Genomic DNA, 16,103 nt, shown 5'->3' with positions numbered 1-16,103 from the left:
AGGCAAGCGTGAGTCGAATGATCCCCCGTGGACATGAGGTAGCAGGGCTCGGTCGACGCTTCGTGGCGTACCTGATCGACGCAGCCCCCGTCGCTGCGTTCGGTGGTTTGCTCGCGCTCGCGCTGCAGCTGTGGGGTGATAACCCGACGGTGGTGCTGGTGGCGTCGATTACCTCCGCCGTGCTGACGCTGGCCTACGGGTTGTACCAGTGGTGGGCGTATGCGACGAGCGGCGCGGGCCTGGGTGCGAAAGCGATGAAGCTGGAACTCGTGGGCATGGCCGACGGGAAACCCATCGGCTGGTGGAGGGTCTTTCTGCGCTTCCTGGTATACATCGGCCTGATGATTACCGTCGTCGGTGGCATCGCATTCCTCGTGTTCTTAATCATCCATGAACGTCGCCAGGGTTGGCACGACATGGCGGTGAAGGCTGTGCTCGTCCAGCCGAAGACTTCCACCGCCCCTGCACGTTCGACGAGGCGCTCGCCCAAGTCGCAGGTCAGCACCGTCGGATTGCCTCCCCATCTCGCCGAGGCGTTCAGTCCGGAGGCAGCGAACTACGCCAATTCCCCGTGGGCCCCGAACAACGACCGGCAGCAGCAGCGTCCGCCCGAGCAGGAGCCGTGGCGCGCCCCCGAAGCGCCGTGGGTGAACGATCAGCAGCCTGCTAGGCGAGGTCAGCAGCCGATGTCGGCACCGTCCTCGTCGCCGGTTGGTCAGCCGCAGCATGCTGCGGCCGCGTCGGGGCCCGGGGCGTTCCCGTCTGCCGGCCAGCCGCAGCCATCGCAGAGCATGGGCGGGCAGGCAGGGCCGCCATCGTCGGGCACCGCGCAGCCTTCCCCCGCCATGCCGCCCACCAGCAATGCGGGGCAAAGCGGCGATCAACCGCGCCGGAGCGTGCGCCCCGAATGGATTCCCATGCCTACCCCGACGTCGGTGCTCGAACCGTCGAAGCGGCCGGTGCGTGTTCGCCAGCGCGAGTTTGGTGACATTGACGACGATGAGGGCACCACCATCGCCGCGCTCCCGCAGAGGGGCGAGGGAGGGCGCGCCGGCGACGAGGGCTGGTACATCCGCCTCGACGATGGTCGCGAGGTAGAGCTCAAGGTGACCGTGCTGCTCGGACGTAACCCGCAGCGCGAAGAATCCGATCCCGAGGTGCAGCTCGTGCCTGCGCTCAGGGATGGGCGCATGATTTCTCGCACCCACGTGCTGATCGGCACGGACCCGCGCGGGGTGTTCATCGTCGATAGGGGTTCGACGAACGGCACCGCGCTCATGACTGAGACCGGCGAGTATCAGCCGGCCCCGGCGGGTGTGCAGATGCGAGTGCGCGAGGGGCAGCAGGTGAGCTACGGCGACCGTTGGTTCACGGTGCTGCGCCGCCCCTCCTTGTGAGGTTCGCCGTCGACCAGACGTGGTGGTGGCCGCTAGGCTTTCGCTATGAGCATCACGCGCGAGGAACTTGCCCAACTGATTGACCATACCCTGCTGAAAACCGACGCATCGCACGCCCAGGTGGCGGAACTCGTCGAAGAGGCGCAGGCGCTTGGCGCCTACTCGGTGTGCATTTCACCGTCGATGCTGCCGCTTGAGGTGGCAACCGGCGACGTGAAGGTGGCCACGGTGGTGGGGTTCCCGTCGGGTAATCACACGGCGGTGACGAAGGCCCGCGAGGCTGCTGAGGCCTCCGAGCATGGCGCCGACGAGGTCGACATGGTGTTGAACATCGGCCTGCTCAAGGAGGGCCGTGCGGACCTCGTCGAGGAAGAGATCCGCATGGTGCGTGAGGCGACGCCGGGGCTGCTCAAGGTGATTATCGAGTCGGCTGCGCTGAGCGACGACGAGATCGTCGCCGCGTGCAAGGCGTCCGAGGCCGCGGGCGCCGATTTCGTGAAGACCTCTACGGGCTTCCACCCCGCGGGCGGCGCGAGCGTGCACGCCGTCGAGATCATGAAGCAGACGGTGGGCGACCGCCTCGGCATCAAGGCCTCCGGAGGCATCCGCGACTGGGACACCGCCGTCGCCATGGTCGAGGCCGGTGCGACGCGACTCGGCCTGTCTGGCTCCCGCGCCGTTCTCGATGGCGCCCACTGACGGCCGTCGCTCCTGTCCGTCTCCGGTGGTTGAGTAGCGAGCGGAGCTCGCGTATCGAAACCACATCCGCTTAGGTGGCAGATTCTGGTCCATGTTTGGGCGCATATCTGCCACCTAAGCCAACCTCGAGTGATTCCGACTCGCGGACAGCGCCAATCACGGTGGTTGAGTAGCGCCCGAAGGGCGCGTATCGAAACCCCGTCACCGCGTCTCGATACGGCGCTTCGCGCCTACTCGACGGTCGAGGGAGGACGCCCCGTGTCCGGTGGTTGAGTAGCCGGCGAAGCCGGCGTATCGAAACCGTCCCCAACAAGGGGGAGCCGGACGGCGAACTGGGTGTGACCGGGGCGCGACTCCACCCGCACCTGCCCGCCGAAGCTCTCCACCTGCGCTTTCACGATGGCCAACCCAAGCCCGGTGGACTGCGCCGCAGTGTGGCGACGGGCCTCGTCGGCGCGCGTGAAGCGCTCGAATACGTGGGGCAGCACGTCGGCGGGGATGCCGGGTCCGTTGTCGGTGACGGTGATGACGCCGTCGGGGGAGACCGCCGTTTCCACCACCGTGCCCTCGGGGGTGTGCGTGCGCGCGTTGCCGAGCAGGTTCACCATCACCTGCTGCAGCTGGTCGGCGCCGGCCAGCACTTCGACGGGTTCGTCGGGCAACGAGACCGTCCAGCGGTGCCGCGACGACGAGGCGCGCGCGTCGGAGACAGCGTTGAGCGCCACCTCGACGGCGTCCACCGGCTGCGGCTCCGCCTGTTGGCGCGCGTCGAGTCGGGCGAGCACCATCATGTCCTCGACGAGCTTGCGCATGCGCTGCGACTCCGCCGAGATCCGCCCGAGCGCGAAGGCGGTGTCGTCGGCGAGCCCGTCGGCGTGCTGCTCGACGAGCTCAGAGTAGCCCGAGATCGACGCCAGCGGGTTGCGCAGCTCGTGGGAGGCGTCGGCGACGAACCTGCGCAGCTTCTGCTCGGAAGCCTCGCGGGCGACGAGCGCGCCCTCGACGTTGTCGAGCATCTGGTTGAACGCGGCCCCCACGCGTGCCACCTCGTGCTCGGGTGGGAGGGACGCGTCGCTGAAGCGGGGGACCTCGACCGCGCCCCGATCCAGCCGCTGCGCCGACACCTGCGCGGCCGTCTCACCAAGCGCATGCAGCGGCCTCGCCGCGCCGCGAATGATGCGCTGAGTGATGAGCACTGTAGTGGCGACGGTCACGACGGTGATAGCCAATGCCGACAGCGAGAGCCACAGCATGGTCTCTTCAACCTCCGCCGTCGGCAACCCCACCACGAGCAGCGACGCATCGCCTTTCGAAACGTGCACGCGATAGCTGCCGAGCCCGGGGAAGTTGACGTTGTGGATGCCGGAGTCGAGCGACAGCAGCGACGCGACTCCGTCGTCGAGGTTGCGCACCTCACCGGGTGCGACGACGCTCGCGAACGTGGCGCCTCCCGTCGATCCGGCGATGAGGGTGCCGCTCGGGATGCCCGGACGTCGCGGGTCCGGCCCGGCGCCCAGCATCTGTGGGATGGCGTGGATCTCGCTGTCGAGCTGACCCATGAGCACGTTCTGCGCGACGACGAGCGTCAGCAGCGACAACAGCACCGCCATGATCGCGACGGTGACCGCCACCCTGGTTTGTACCTGGCGGGTGAGCGTGCCTTGGGTTGGTCTGGTGCTCATTCGACCGCCGGTTTCAGCACGTAGCCAGCCCCGCGCATGGTGTGAATCATCGGCGGGCGACCCGCGTCGATCTTCTTGCGCAGGTACGAGATGTATAGCTCGACGACGTTCGCCTGGCCGCCGAAATCGTAGTCCCACACGCGGTCGAGGATCTGCGCCTTGCTGAGCACCCGCTTGGGGTTGCGCATGAGGAAGCGCAGTAGCTCAAACTCCGTCGCGGTCAGCGAAATGGCTTCCCCGCCGCGGGTGACTTCGTGCGACTCCTCGTCGAGAATCAGGTCGCCCACGATCAGCTGCGAGTCTGGGCGCACTGTGGTGGCACCGGTGCGGCGCAAGAGGCCGCGCAGCCTGGCGATCACCTCCTCGAGCGAGAACGGCTTGGTGACGTAGTCGTCGCCGCCAGCGGTGAGACCTGCGATGCGGTCTTGCACCCCGTCGCGGGCCGTCAGGAAGATCACGGGCACGTCGGGCTGCTCGGTGCGGATACGTCGCATCACCTCGAGCCCGTCGAAATCGGGGAGCATCATGTCGAGGACGATCGCATCCGGCCGCGCCTCGCGGGCGGCGCGCACGGCGTCGATGCCCGTCGTCGCCGTCGACAGCTCCCATCCCTCGTAGCGCATCGCCATCGACAGCAGCTCGATCAGGCTCGGCTCGTCGTCGACGATGAGAACGCGGATGGGGGTTCCGTCGGGGCGGGTCATGGGCTCGGCATGCGGCATAGGAACACTGTCCCACGCCTGCCGCAGCGGGCGCTATAGATTACCTGTGTGTTTGCTGTGAGAAGAGCGTCGTTTCGGTCGGTCGCGACGGCGGTGTCGGCTCAGGCGCGACCACTTCACGTGGCTGCTCGGGGGTTGGCGTGAAAAACAGCGCGTCGGCGCCCAGCTTGCCCGACCCGAACGCCAGGAACAGCAACCCGACGGCAGCCATCGCCAGGTTGTACTCGAAGCCGCCGTCATGGATGTAGAACGCGTCGAGCTTGCGCAGCACAATGACGCCGATGTTGAGCACGAGCACCCCGAAGCCAATCGCTGGCGTGAACAGGCCGAAGACGAGCAGCACGCCGCCAGCCAGCTCGAAGATCGTCACCAGCCACGCGCAGAGGTCGGGGGCGGGGATGTCCGCATTCGCGAGGATCGTGGCCTGCTGATCGATGCCGACGGTGAACCAGCGATGCCATCCTCGCGCGATGAGGATGACGCCGATTGCCACGCGCGCCAGCATCAGCGCGACGTGCTGGAACCCCTTGACCCACGAGCGAACCATGCCACCAACCTAGCGTGACGAGGCGTCGTCGGTGAGCGTTCGTGCGATGCCGTCGCAGGGTTCTCGGGTGCGACGTGGATGGCGGCGCCATGCCTGATGGGCGGACACAGCCCAGCCTGGGCGCTGCGTCGGTGGCATAGTCTGGGACCGTGCAATACGTATCGACGCGCGGCGCCGGCCCGGCCAAGTTCACCGACATCCTCCTCGAAGGACTCGCCCCCGACGGCGGCCTCTACCTGCCCGAAACGTACCCGCAGGTTGACGCCGCACAGCTCGAGTTCTGGAGCGGTCTGCTCGCCCGCGACGGATACGCCGCGTTCGCCTATGAAGTGGTGCGGTTGTTCGTCGATGACATCCCCGACGACGACCTGCGCGGCATCTGCGAGCGGGCGTATGCGCCGTCGAAGTTCCTGCACGGCGAGGTGGTGCCCACCACGAAACTCTCCGACGGCACCTGGCTCGTGCACCTGTCGAACGGCCCGTCGGCGGCGTTCAAGGACATGGCGATGCTGCTGCTCGGCGAGTTGTTCGCCTACGAGCTGGGGCGCCGCGGTGAGGAGCTCAACATCCTGGGCGCCACATCGGGCGACACCGGCAGCTCCGCCGAATACGCGATGCTCGGCAAACCGGGAATCCGGGTGTTCATGCTGTCGCCGCAAGGACGGATGTCCGCCTTCCAGCAGGCGCAGATGTACTCGATCGACGATCCCGCCATCTGCAACATCGCCGTCGACGGGGTGTTCGACGACTGCCAAGACATCGTCAAGGCCGTCAACGCCGATGCCGACTTCAAGCGGCGTTACTCCATCGGCGCCGTGAACTCCATCAACTGGGCGCGGCTGCTCGCGCAGATCGTCTACTACTTCGCCGCCTGGCTCACCATCACCGACGAGGAAGGCCCCGCGGCGCGCGTGGCGTTCACGGTGCCGTCGGGCAACTTCGGCAACATCGCCGCCGGGCATATCGCGCGCGAGATGGGGCTGCCCATCGTCGAACTGCGGCTCGCGTCGAACGAGAACGACGTGCTCGCCGAGTTCTTCACGACGGGGGTCTACCGCCCGCGCGCCGGTGCGCTGAAGACCAGCTCGCCGTCGATGGACATCTCGAAGGCGTCGAACTTCGAGCGCTTCATCTTCGACCTCGTCGGGCGCGACGCGGCACGCCTGCGCGAGTTGTTCGTCGAGCGCCTCGCTACCGACGGATTCTTCGACCTCTCCGGCACCGCAGAGTTCCAGGAGATTGAGCGACGGTTCGCGTTCGTCGCAGGCTCGTCGACGCACGCCGACCGGTTGGCTGCGATTCGCGCGGTGTACGAGTCCGACGCGCGCCTCATCGACCCGCACACTGCCGACGGGATGCACGTCGCGTTGCAGAACCCTGTGCCTGGGCGCGTGCGCGCCGTGATGGAAACGGCGCTGCCGGTGAAGTTCGCGGAGACGGTGCGGGAGGCCGTCGGTGTGGAGCCGGAGCGCGATGAACGGTTCGTCGGGCTGGAGGACAAGCCGAGGCACGTCATCGAGGTGGCGAACGACGCGGATGCGGTCAAGCGCATCATCGAGGAGGTGGCGGGCTAGCTGTGATGGTGCTGTTGATCGTGCTGCTTGTCCTCGTACTGGTGGGGGATCCGCAGTGGTATGAGTCGCAGAAGGCGCTGGCCGAGTATCACGCCCGACGCGGGATCGGCTACTGACGCACCATGCGCAACAGGTCCATGTCTCCCCAGCCGAGCGTGCGCTTGGTGTAGCCGTCGGGGACGAACCCGTGCTTGGCGTAGAAGCGCACGGCCCGCGGGTTGCGCCGCATCACCCACAGGTAGGCGGGCTCGTCGTCGGGAAGAGCCGCCTCGAGTAGTGCGTGGCCGAGCCCGGTGCCGTGGGCTTCAGGCATCGTGAACAGCGACGACAGGGTGCGGTTGGTAGCGGGCCAGACGAAGTCGTCGTCGTGGGGGCGCTCCCACCACTCGGGGCCGTCCTGGGCGACGGCCAGCCCGATCACGTTGCCGCGATCATTCTTGGCCACCATGCACACGTCAGCCTCCTTGAGGCTGCGGACGCGGCGGTCCATGTCTGCAAACACCAGCGAACTGAACCCTGCGGTGGCCCAGGTGGCGTACGTGCAGGCCTGCATCGCGGCGTAGGCATGGGCGACATCGAGCGCGTCGTCGGGCTCCAGTGGGGCGATCAGGTGGGTGGGCACGCAGGCGAGGGTAGCGCGCCCGGGCGAAGGACACGCCGGGAGCAGCCACATCGCCGACGACCGCCTCGCTGGGCAGGGGAGGCGCCTAGGCTTGGGGCATGCGCGAACTTCAGAAGCAGATCATCCTTGAGATGGGCGTCCGCCCCGAGATCGACCCGGCGGCCGAGGTAGAGCGACGGGTGCAGTTCCTCGTCGACTATGCCGCCACGGCCCACGCGAAGGGCTTCGTGCTGGGCATCTCGGGCGGGGTCGACTCGACGCTCGCCGGGCGCCTCGCGCAGCTCGCGGCCGAGCGGATGGTGGACGGGCAGTTCGTCGCCGTGCGGCTGCCGTACGGCGTCCAGGCCGATGAGGCCGACGCGGCTGCGGCCATGCGTTTCGTCGCCGCCCGCACCGAGGTAACGATCAACATCAAGGAGTCCGTCGACGGGATGGAGCGTGCCTTCGAAGAGGCGATGGGCGTGCAGATCAGCGACTTCAACAAGGGCAACGTGAAGGCTCGCGCCCGGATGATCGCGCAGTACGCCATCGCCGGCGACGCGGGCCTGCTCGTGGTTGGCACTGACCACGGCGCCGAATCCGTCACCGGGTTCTTCACGAAGTTTGGTGACGGCGGCGCCGACCTGCTGCCGCTCTACGGCCTCAACAAGCGCCAGATCCGGCAGTTGCTGCAGCACCTCGGCGCGCCCGAGCCACTGTGGCAGAAGGTGCCGACGGCCGACCTGCTCGACGGCACACCGCTGCGCAGCGACGAGGACGAACTGGGCATCGCCTACGACGACATCGACGACTATCTGGAAGGCCGTGAGGTTCCCGTCGAGGTGGCGGAGCAGATTGAGCAGAAGTGGTGGAGGTCGAGGCACAAGCGCGCGACGCCGGCGTCGCTGGTTGATGAGTGGTGGCGCTGAACCGAAGCTGAGAAGGGCCAACGCCAGCCCCAGAGTCCACCACTCATGCAGGCGCACCCTTGTGTGTTTCGCCGCTCGTTCAGGTAAGCTCCTGGCTGTCTCGATGCGGAAAGGGCCGCATGTGGGGAATACAGAAAGACATGAGTATGAAGAAGAAGCTGTTTGCTGGCCTCGCTGCGCTCGCGCTCGCTGGGGGTATGACGCTGGGTGGCGTTACCGTCGCGAACGCCGACGACGCCACGCCGGAGATGGATAAGCTCTGTGTAGACTCCGACTCCAATTATTACTGCGACATCACGCTGGAAAGCGCCTCCACGGTGACCGAAGGTGAGAGTGTCGTCGTCAGCGTGATCGGCAACCCCGAAGTCACCGTCGAGCTGGCAATCTTCGGGCCCACCCCCGCTAGCTTCACGCTCATTGGCAACAAGGTGCCCGTCACGCTCAACGCCGAGGGCGAGGGCTCCGCTGAGCTCACCGTTCCGGAGCTCGTCGACCACGTTGGTGGCGAGGATTTCGTCGTGGCCACCTCCGATTTCGTGGATGCTGCCACTGAGCTGGAAGGCACCGTCTACGCAGACTTCACCGTGCACTCCCGCAATGCCGCCCTCGTGGGAGACCCCACCGGCGACGGTACCGCCGGCAACCCCTTCGTGCTGAACCTCGGTTACGGCCTCGAAGGCGATGTGTTCAAAGCTCAGGCCCTCGTAAACGGTAAGTGGATGGACTTCCACAACGTCGGTGAAAACGCCGCTATCGGTGAAGACGGCACCACCGAGCTGACGGTCACCTCACCGGAGATTGCTGATGGCGAGTACAAGGTGCGTTTCTTCAACGTCACCAAGAACGTTGCAGGCCCCGTCCAAGCTGTGCTCTACATCGGTGTTGCCTCCGATGAGGACGACGACGGCGCTGACGACGGTGGCGATAAGGGCGACGACCAGGACGGTAAGACCGGCTCGAAGAAGCCCAGCCTGCCTTCCACCGGCGTGTGACCGTCTTCTTGCGGCATGGTGAGCGTTCGCCGCTGACGCTCCTGCGGGCGGCTGCTCCCACGTATCTCGGGGCCGACCGCAACCTTTTGGAAGGTTGAGCCAAAACCTGCCGAAAGTATTGCCTTCTGACCCGCTGTGTCCCGTAGTATGTCTTCCGGCATTCGGTCACACGAACGTGTACCGGTACTGAATACCCCGGGAAGGAACCTATGTTGAAGAAGATTGTCTCCGGTGCGGCCGCGGTCGCAATCGCAGCAGGCCTCAGCGTCGCGGCGATCACGCCGGCGCACGCACTGACCTCGGACATGGCCAACAAGCTTTGTGCCGTGAACGAGGCAGGCAAGGCCACCATCGATTGCAAGATCGTCGCTGCTGACTACGTCGTGCAGGAGGGCACCGAGGTCGAACTGACCGTCAAGGGGGCCCTGGGCACCGACGTCTCGTTCGCGCTGTTCGTTGCTACCGACAAGGGCCTCGAGAAGGTCTCCGACGACCAGTCCGTCACGCTCCCCGCGGAGCCCGCCTATCCGGGCGCCACGGACGTCAGCCAGAAGATGGTCTTCCAGGTCCCCGCCCTCAAAGACTACTTTGGTGGCAAGTTCGTCATCACGCTGGCTGACACCCCGGCCGATGCCAAGCTGGTGCAGCAGCTCACGCAGCAGGTGACTGTCCGCTCCGCCAATGCCCGCATCAGCGGTCACTTGGCCCCGATGGGCAACAACCCGCAGTGGCGTTTCGACACCTCCGACGGCATCAAGGGCCACGAGTTCAAGATCCAGGCGAACGTCGACGGCAAGTGGATCGATTTCCCCGCCGCCAAGAACGACGGCGCCCACGCCACTGACGACGACGGCTACTCCCGCTTCTACGCCCTCTCCCCGAAGGTGAAGAACGGCACCTACCCGGCCCGTCTGTTCAACATCACCACTGGCCAGCCCGGCCCTGAGCAGGGCACGTTCTACATCGGCGTTGAGAAGCCTGAGGGTGACGACAACGGCGGCGACAAGGGCCCCGACAAGGGTGATAAGGGCGGCGACAAGAACCCCGACAAGGGCGACAAGGGCGGCAAGACCGGCCCGAAGAAGCCCAGCCTGCCTTCCACCGGCGTCTGATCTACACGTCGTTCATACATTGTGACGAGTGGTCGCCCCTTCGGGGGCGGCCACTCGTCTGTGTGTCGGGGTGGTTACAGAGCCGATGCGCGACTGAGCGCACGCCAGTTGCCGAAAACAGCCCCTGGAGGGTCATAATCTTCATCTGGTGTGCGCTCAGTCGACGAATAGGGTTTGTTCCTTTGCCGCCCCTCACTGAATTCTGGCGCCGGTAGACTGCCGTCATGCCTGACAATGATCCAGCGAAGCGCCTCCGCGCCAGCGATGAGGAGCGCGATTACGTGCTGTACCTTCTCCAGCAGGCGCACGCGGCTGGACGGCTCGACGTCGACGAACTCAATGAACGCCAAGACCGCACATTCTCCGTGAAGTACGCCGACGAGTTCGTCCCCCTGCTCGAGGACCTTCCGGAAGGCGCCGAGGTGGTGGCGGTGTTGCGGCCTCAACCGGCGCCGGAGTCGCGGCGGGGCACTCCACTACGGTTTGCCACCCCCAATTTCAGCGGCGGTAATCGGAGCCTCGCCATCCTTTCTGGAAAAGACATCGCGCTGGCGAGTGGCACCACCAGCTACACACTGTTGAGTTTCATGGGCGGCGACAACGTCGACATCAGCAACTGCATGGGGCCCGGCGTGACGCTGGTGATCGAATCGCAGGCTGTGCTCGGTGGGGCCACCATCAAGGTGCCGCTCGGTGTGCACATCGTCGACGAGTCGTCGAATGTCGTGGGTGGCAACACCATTAAGAAGAATGCGCGCGGCGACGGCTCGAACGGCACGCTGGTGCTGCGCGGCAACTCCATTTTTGGCGGGAACACGGTGAAGCTTGCCTGATTTCGACGGGCGCTCGATGCTGGCGCGGCTCCTCGAAGTCCCTGCCTTCGCCGGGCTCCCCGTCGTGGCGCAGCTGTCGCAGCTGCAGCCTGGGCGCACGGTGGTGCAGGCTCCGCCGGGGACGGGTAAGACGACGGCGGTGCCGCCGGCCATCGCGGATGTAGTGCCGGGGCGGGTGGTGGTGACAGAGCCTCGACGCATCGCGGCGCGGGCGGCTGCGGGGAGGCTCGCAGCGTTGAGCGGCACGCGGCCGGGGGAATACGTCGGGTACACGGTGCGGGGCGACTCGACGGCGCGCGCGTCGTCGAAGGTGGAGTTCGTGACGACGGGGGTGCTGCTTCGGCGGTTGCTGCGAGATCCGGAGTTGTCGGGCGTCGATGCGGTCGTGCTTGATGAGGTGCATGAGCGGCATCTCGACGCCGACCTCACCCTCGCGATGATCGCCGAGCTGGCGGAACTGCGTGATGACCTCACCGTCGTCGCGATGTCGGCCACGCTGGACGCAGCCCGGTGGGCGGAGCTGCTGGGCGGGGCGCGTGTGGTGGAGGTGCCGGGTGTGTTGCATTCGCTTGACGTGGGCTGGGCGCCCGCGCGGGGCGGGGCGCTGGATGAGCGGGGAGTGCGCGACGAGTTCCTCGACCACGTCGCGGAGGTGACGGCCGCGGAGTTCGGGCAATCGGAGGGGTCTGCGTTGGTGTTTGTGCCGGGTGCGCGGGAGGTCGACGGCGTGGTGGCGCGGTTGAGGGCGCGCGGGGTGCGGGCGCTGCCGTTGCACGGGCGGCTGGATGCTCGCGCGCAGGATGCGGCGCTCGCCGACGAGGGCGGGGCGCGCGTGGTGGTGGCGACGGCGGTGGCGGAGTCGTCGCTGACGGTGCCGGGGGTGCGGCTGGTGGTGGACGCGGGGCTGTCGCGCGAACCGCGCTTTGACCAGGCCCGCGGCATGGCCGGGCTGGTGACGGTGCGGGAGTCGCAGGCGGCAGCGACGCAGCGCGCCGGGCGTGCGGCCCGGCTCGGACCAGGCCGCGTGGTGCGCTGTTTCTCGGCCGACGAGTGGGCCGGCATGGCGGAAGAGCAGACGCCGGAGGTGCTCGTCGCCGACCTCACCGACGCGCTCCTCGCGCTCGCGTGTTGGGGCAGCCCGCGCGGCGAGGGGATGGCCTTGCCGACGGCGTTGCCGGAGGCGGGTGCGGCGCGAGCAGAGCAGGAGCTGCGGGCGTTGGGGCTGGTGGATGACGACGGGCGCGTCACCGATCTCGGGCGGCGGGTGGCGGCGATGCCACTGGAGCCGCGCTTGGGGGTCGCGTTGCAGGCGGGGGCTGACCGGTGCGGTGCGCGGGCTGCCGTCGAGGTGGTCGCCATGCTGGCGGAGGCGCCGTCGGGTGATCTGGCGACGGAGCTCGCGCGGCTGCGACGTGACCGCCCGCGGGCGTGGGTGCGGGAGGCCGACCGCCTGGAGCGTCTCGTCGGCTCAGCGCGCCCCTGCAGTCATGGTGTACCCCCACCCGGCAGGGGCAACCTGTGCGGCTCTGTTGCGGAACAAGTGTCACCTGCCTCGCCGGATGTCGTCGGGTTTGTGGTGGCGACGGCGCGCCCGGGCTGGATCGCGAGAGCGCGCGGAGAGGGGGAGTTCCTGGCCGCCTCGGGCACGGGGCTGACGATGCCGCGCGGGCTGACGCTGCGCGGGCCGTGGCTGGCGGTGTGGGAGACGCAGCGCGTCGGTGGTCTGGGGCTGGTACGCGCTGCCGTCGAGATTCCCGAGGCGCTAGCGATCGAAGTGGGCGACGTGCGCACCGCCCGCGAGGCCACATTCGACGGGCGCGTGCGCGTGCGGGAAGTCCGCCGGCTCGGCGCCATCGAGCTGAGTGCGACGCCCGCCAAGGCCACCCCCGACGTCGGCGAGCCCGCCGTGCGCGCAGCTCTGGCCAGCCGGGGGCTCGGCATCTTCCGTTGGCCTGACGGCGCGACGGCCCTGCGTCGACGCCTCAGCTGGCTACACCACATACTCGGCGACCCGTGGCCCGACGTGAGCGACGAATCGCTCCTGACAAGGGTCGACGAGTGGTTGCTCCTGGAGATCGACGAGCTGTCGCGCGGGGCCGACGCCTCGTCGGTGCAACTACTGCCGGCGCTGCGGAGGCTCCTGCCGTGGCCCGACGCTGCCCGCCTCGACGAGCTCGCGCCCGAGCGGATTGAGGTGCCGAGCGGGCGGCAAGCGCGCTTGGAGTATCCCGACGGCGACGGCCCGGTGGTGTGTGCGGTGAAGCTGCAGGAGTGCTTTGGGCTGACGGCGACGCCCACCGTCGGCGACGGGCGCGTGCCGGTGTTGATGCATCTGCTCTCGCCGGCGGGCCGACCGCTTGCAGTCACCGACGACCTCGCGTCGTTCTGGGCGAACGCTTACCCGCAGGTGCGCGCCGAAAACCGCGGCCGCTACGCCAAACACCCCTGGCCCGACGATCCCCTCACCGCCCCCGCCAAGCGCGGCACCAACCGCCAAGCGTTCTGAGCGCCGGGCCCGCCCGTCGGGCACACGTAACCTGTGCGGCTCAGTTGCGGACTAAGTGTCACTTGCCTAGCGGCGACGATGCGCCGTCGGGAAGCAGGTGACACATGATCCGCTCAGTTGCCGCACAGGTTGCACGTGCCGCCGGGAGCCGCCCAGGCCCGGCAGCACCCCAAGATAGATCAAGTTCGTGGCTCGTCTATCCACCACGAACTTGATCTATCTTGCGACGTTCGTCGACCAGGCCCTTGAAAGAAGGTTCCTTGCGCGGCGCGAACCCTGATCGCTCATCCCCAGCGAGCGGCGGTCCGGCGAACTGCGAGCCCGGTGAGCACCGTCTGAGCCGCGTAGACCGCTCCGACGCCTTCTCCGGCACGCAGACGCCAGTCCATCAGCGGCTCAAGCCCGAGCGCGTCGAGCACGCGCGCGTGCGCGGCCTCCCGGCTGACATGCGACGCCACCAGCCACCCCTGCACGCCCGGACGCAGCCGCATCGCCGCGAGCGCCGCGACGCTTGTCGCCAGGCCGTCGAGCACCACGACGTGCCCAGCGGCGGCGGCACCCAACGTGATGCCGGTCAGCACGGCGAATTCCGGGCCGCCCACGGCAGCGAGGGCCTCGTCGGGCTCCAACGGCCGCTCGCCCACACGTCGCAGCGCGCCGACAACTACGTCGAGCTTGGATGCGAGCATGGCGGAGTCGGACCCCGCGCCCAAGCCGACGGCCTCGTCGGGCGCCATCCCGGTGAGTGCGCACGCGAGCGCGGCGGCCACCGTCGTGTTGCCGACGCCCACCTCCCCCAAGCACACCAAGCCGCTCCCGCCCGCGCCGAGCTCCACGCCCCGACGGATCGCCTCGCGCGTCGCGTCGAGTGACATCGCGTCGGCGTCGACGAGGTCCCCGCGCTCGCTAGACCCCCGAGCGTCCACCGCTCCGTCAACGACGGCCGTCACCCCGGCGTCGACGGTGACGACGCCCAGTCCGGCGGCACGTGCGGTGGCGGCGCCCATGCCGGTGCCGGCCACGCTGGCCCGCATCACGTCGGCGGTCACCGACTGGTCGAACGCCGAGACGCCGCGCGCGGCAACCGGGTGATCCGCACCCACGACGAAGAGCGTTCCGCCCTCGACGTCCCCGCCCGCGGCGGCGGTTATCTTGTCGAGCACCTGGTCGAGCAGGCCGAGCGACCCCGGCGGCGTGAGCAGGTGGTCGGCGTCGTCGTGAGCTGCGACGACGCGGGCCCGGTCCGGCGCGTTCACCGTCGGCAGCGAAGGTTCGTGCCCTTGTCGGAGCGCGTTTGTGGGCTGATCGGGCGCGTCCTGTTCGGGCCAGCGATCACGCAGAATCACGTCGTCGAGCGGCAGGCGTCTGGACCAGCCGCGCCGCTCCAGCCCCGGGGCCGGCGGGCGCTCGTCGGGCCATCCAAGACAGAGCCAACCCAAGGTCTCCACGCCGGCGGGAAGCCCGAGCAGCGCGCGCAACTCGTCGGGTTGAAAGAGCGTCACCCACCCCATGCCGAGGCCGTGCGCCCGCGCGGTGAGCCACATGTTTTCGATGGCGGCGGCGCAGCTCCATAGGTCGGCGTCATGGAAGGTGTTGCGCCCGAGCACGCCGGATGCGGGTGCGCGGCGGTCGCACGCCACCACGATGCCCAGGGGTGCCTCGCGGATGCCCTCCAGTTGGAGGTCGAGCAGACGCCGTCGGCGGTCGGGGGTGAGGAGCTGCGCCTGGCGCAGACGTTCGCTGTCGGCCATGGCGGCGGCGCGGTCGCGGGTGTGTTGATTTTTCACGACGATGAACCGCCACGGCTGCGAGTGTCCGACGCTGGGGCCGTGATGGCCCGCTTCGATCACGCTCCGCACGAGGTGCTCCGGCACCGGGGTGGGGCGGTAGCGACGGATGTCGCGGCGCGCGTCGATCACCTCCCGGAGAGCCTCGACGGTGGCTCGGCCCATGGCCCAACCTTCCGGGCTGGCGGCGCGGTCATCCGACGACGTCGCGTCCCCGATGAGCGGCGTCGGGCGGTTCCAGTGAGTTTCCGGCATAGCCCTGAGCCTAGTGGTGCGCCGCGCGTGGCCTACTTGCGGCGTCTCGCGTCCGGGGTTTCGCGCCCGGGTGGTTCCGGCCCGGTGCCCCGGCTGGGGCATCTCGCCCCCTCGGAGGCCCCCGCCCCCTCGGAGGCCCCCGCCCCCTGGTGCCCAGTCCCGGTGCCCCCAGCTGGGCTGATCGTCGGGCACACGTAACCTGTGCGGCTCAGTTGCGGAATAGGTGTCACTTGCTTAGCTGCGACGAGGCGTCGGCGGGAGGCAGGTGACACTTAATCCGCTCAGTTGCCGCACAGGTTGCCCCTGCCGGATGGAGCAGAAGAACCAGGGGAGCGCGACGCCCGACGCCCGACGCCCCGCCCACCCCAACCCACGCAACCTTGAGCCCACCAGGCTCAACCGTGTTGATTCTGGCTTGAAGCTGTGGTTAACTTGAGTCAACCCCGCTCAAGGGGATTGTCCTGAAA

13 protein-coding genes are annotated in these 16,103 nt (G+C 68.1%); 8 read left to right on the top strand and 5 right to left on the bottom strand.

Annotated elements, in window-relative coordinates:
- Positions 1-17: 17 nt before the first annotated feature.
- Entirely contained in the window at positions 18-1,397 is a 1,380-nt protein-coding gene (locus tag Q0X68_RS02405) for an RDD family protein (RefSeq protein ID WP_297747109.1), read from the top strand.
- Positions 1,398-1,442: 45 nt separating this feature from the next.
- Complete coding sequence (deoC, locus tag Q0X68_RS02400; protein WP_297747021.1) at positions 1,443-2,096, top strand: deoxyribose-phosphate aldolase; 654 nt, start codon at positions 1,443-1,445, stop codon at positions 2,094-2,096.
- A 230-nt stretch (positions 2,097-2,326) separates the two neighbouring features.
- On the opposite strand, the gene Q0X68_RS02395 is transcribed toward deoC, so the two are convergent.
- From Q0X68_RS02395 to Q0X68_RS02385, 3 genes are read right to left on the bottom strand one after another with little or no spacing between them, the layout of a single operon-like run.
- On the bottom strand, positions 2,327-3,778 hold the full coding sequence (locus Q0X68_RS02395) for a cell wall metabolism sensor histidine kinase WalK (RefSeq protein ID WP_297747018.1): 1,452 nt from the start codon (positions 3,776-3,778) through the stop codon (positions 2,327-2,329).
- Positions 3,775-4,500: a response regulator transcription factor gene (locus Q0X68_RS02390; protein ID WP_297747015.1), complete on the bottom strand. Its 726-nt coding sequence runs from the start codon at positions 4,498-4,500 to the stop codon at positions 3,775-3,777. Before Q0X68_RS02390 ends, Q0X68_RS02395 begins: the two co-directional genes overlap by 4 nt.
- Before the next feature lie 40 nt (positions 4,501-4,540).
- Positions 4,541-5,047 (bottom strand): DoxX family protein, encoded by a 507-nt coding sequence (locus tag Q0X68_RS02385; protein ID WP_297747013.1) that lies wholly within the window; start codon positions 5,045-5,047, stop codon positions 4,541-4,543.
- A gap of 149 nt (positions 5,048-5,196) precedes the next feature.
- Between Q0X68_RS02385 and thrC the strand changes: the two genes are divergently transcribed.
- On the top strand, positions 5,197-6,621 hold the full coding sequence (gene thrC, locus Q0X68_RS02380) for a threonine synthase (protein ID WP_297747010.1): 1,425 nt from the start codon (positions 5,197-5,199) through the stop codon (positions 6,619-6,621).
- A gap of 109 nt (positions 6,622-6,730) precedes the next feature.
- Here the strand turns inward: thrC and Q0X68_RS02375 are convergent, their stop codons facing one another.
- Complete coding sequence (locus Q0X68_RS02375; protein ID WP_297747007.1) at positions 6,731-7,243, bottom strand: GNAT family N-acetyltransferase; 513 nt, start codon at positions 7,241-7,243, stop codon at positions 6,731-6,733.
- A 98-nt stretch (positions 7,244-7,341) separates the two neighbouring features.
- Between Q0X68_RS02375 and nadE the strand changes: the two genes are divergently transcribed.
- From nadE to hrpB, 5 genes are all read left to right on the top strand, one after another.
- Positions 7,342-8,151: an ammonia-dependent NAD(+) synthetase gene (gene nadE / locus Q0X68_RS02370; protein WP_297747004.1), complete on the top strand. Its 810-nt coding sequence runs from the start codon at positions 7,342-7,344 to the stop codon at positions 8,149-8,151.
- 140 nt (positions 8,152-8,291) lie between these two features.
- Positions 8,292-9,143, top strand: a complete 852-nt coding sequence (locus Q0X68_RS02365) for a hypothetical protein (RefSeq protein WP_297747001.1) — start codon at positions 8,292-8,294, stop codon at positions 9,141-9,143.
- 209 nt (positions 9,144-9,352) lie between these two features.
- Positions 9,353-10,255 (top strand): hypothetical protein, encoded by a 903-nt coding sequence (locus Q0X68_RS02360; RefSeq protein WP_297746998.1) that lies wholly within the window; start codon positions 9,353-9,355, stop codon positions 10,253-10,255.
- Positions 10,256-10,479: 224 nt separating this feature from the next.
- On the top strand, positions 10,480-11,088 hold the full coding sequence (locus Q0X68_RS02355) for a DUF1707 domain-containing protein (protein ID WP_297746995.1): 609 nt from the start codon (positions 10,480-10,482) through the stop codon (positions 11,086-11,088).
- A gap of 16 nt (positions 11,089-11,104) precedes the next feature.
- Positions 11,105-13,594: an ATP-dependent helicase HrpB gene (hrpB, locus tag Q0X68_RS02350; protein WP_297747106.1), complete on the top strand. Its 2,490-nt coding sequence runs from the start codon at positions 11,105-11,107 to the stop codon at positions 13,592-13,594.
- A gap of 284 nt (positions 13,595-13,878) precedes the next feature.
- Here the strand turns inward: hrpB and bluB are convergent, their stop codons facing one another.
- A complete protein-coding gene (bluB, locus tag Q0X68_RS02345) occupies positions 13,879-15,636 on the bottom strand; it encodes a 5,6-dimethylbenzimidazole synthase (protein WP_297746992.1) in 1,758 nt (585 codons plus the stop codon).
- Positions 15,637-16,103 lie beyond the last annotated feature (467 nt).

This window comes from uncultured Tessaracoccus sp., assembly GCF_947286155.1.
Classification (GTDB): Bacteria; Actinomycetota; Actinomycetes; order Propionibacteriales; family Propionibacteriaceae; genus Arachnia.
Note: the sequence above shows the minus strand (reverse complement) of the source record. Positions and strands in the feature narration are given on the sequence as shown.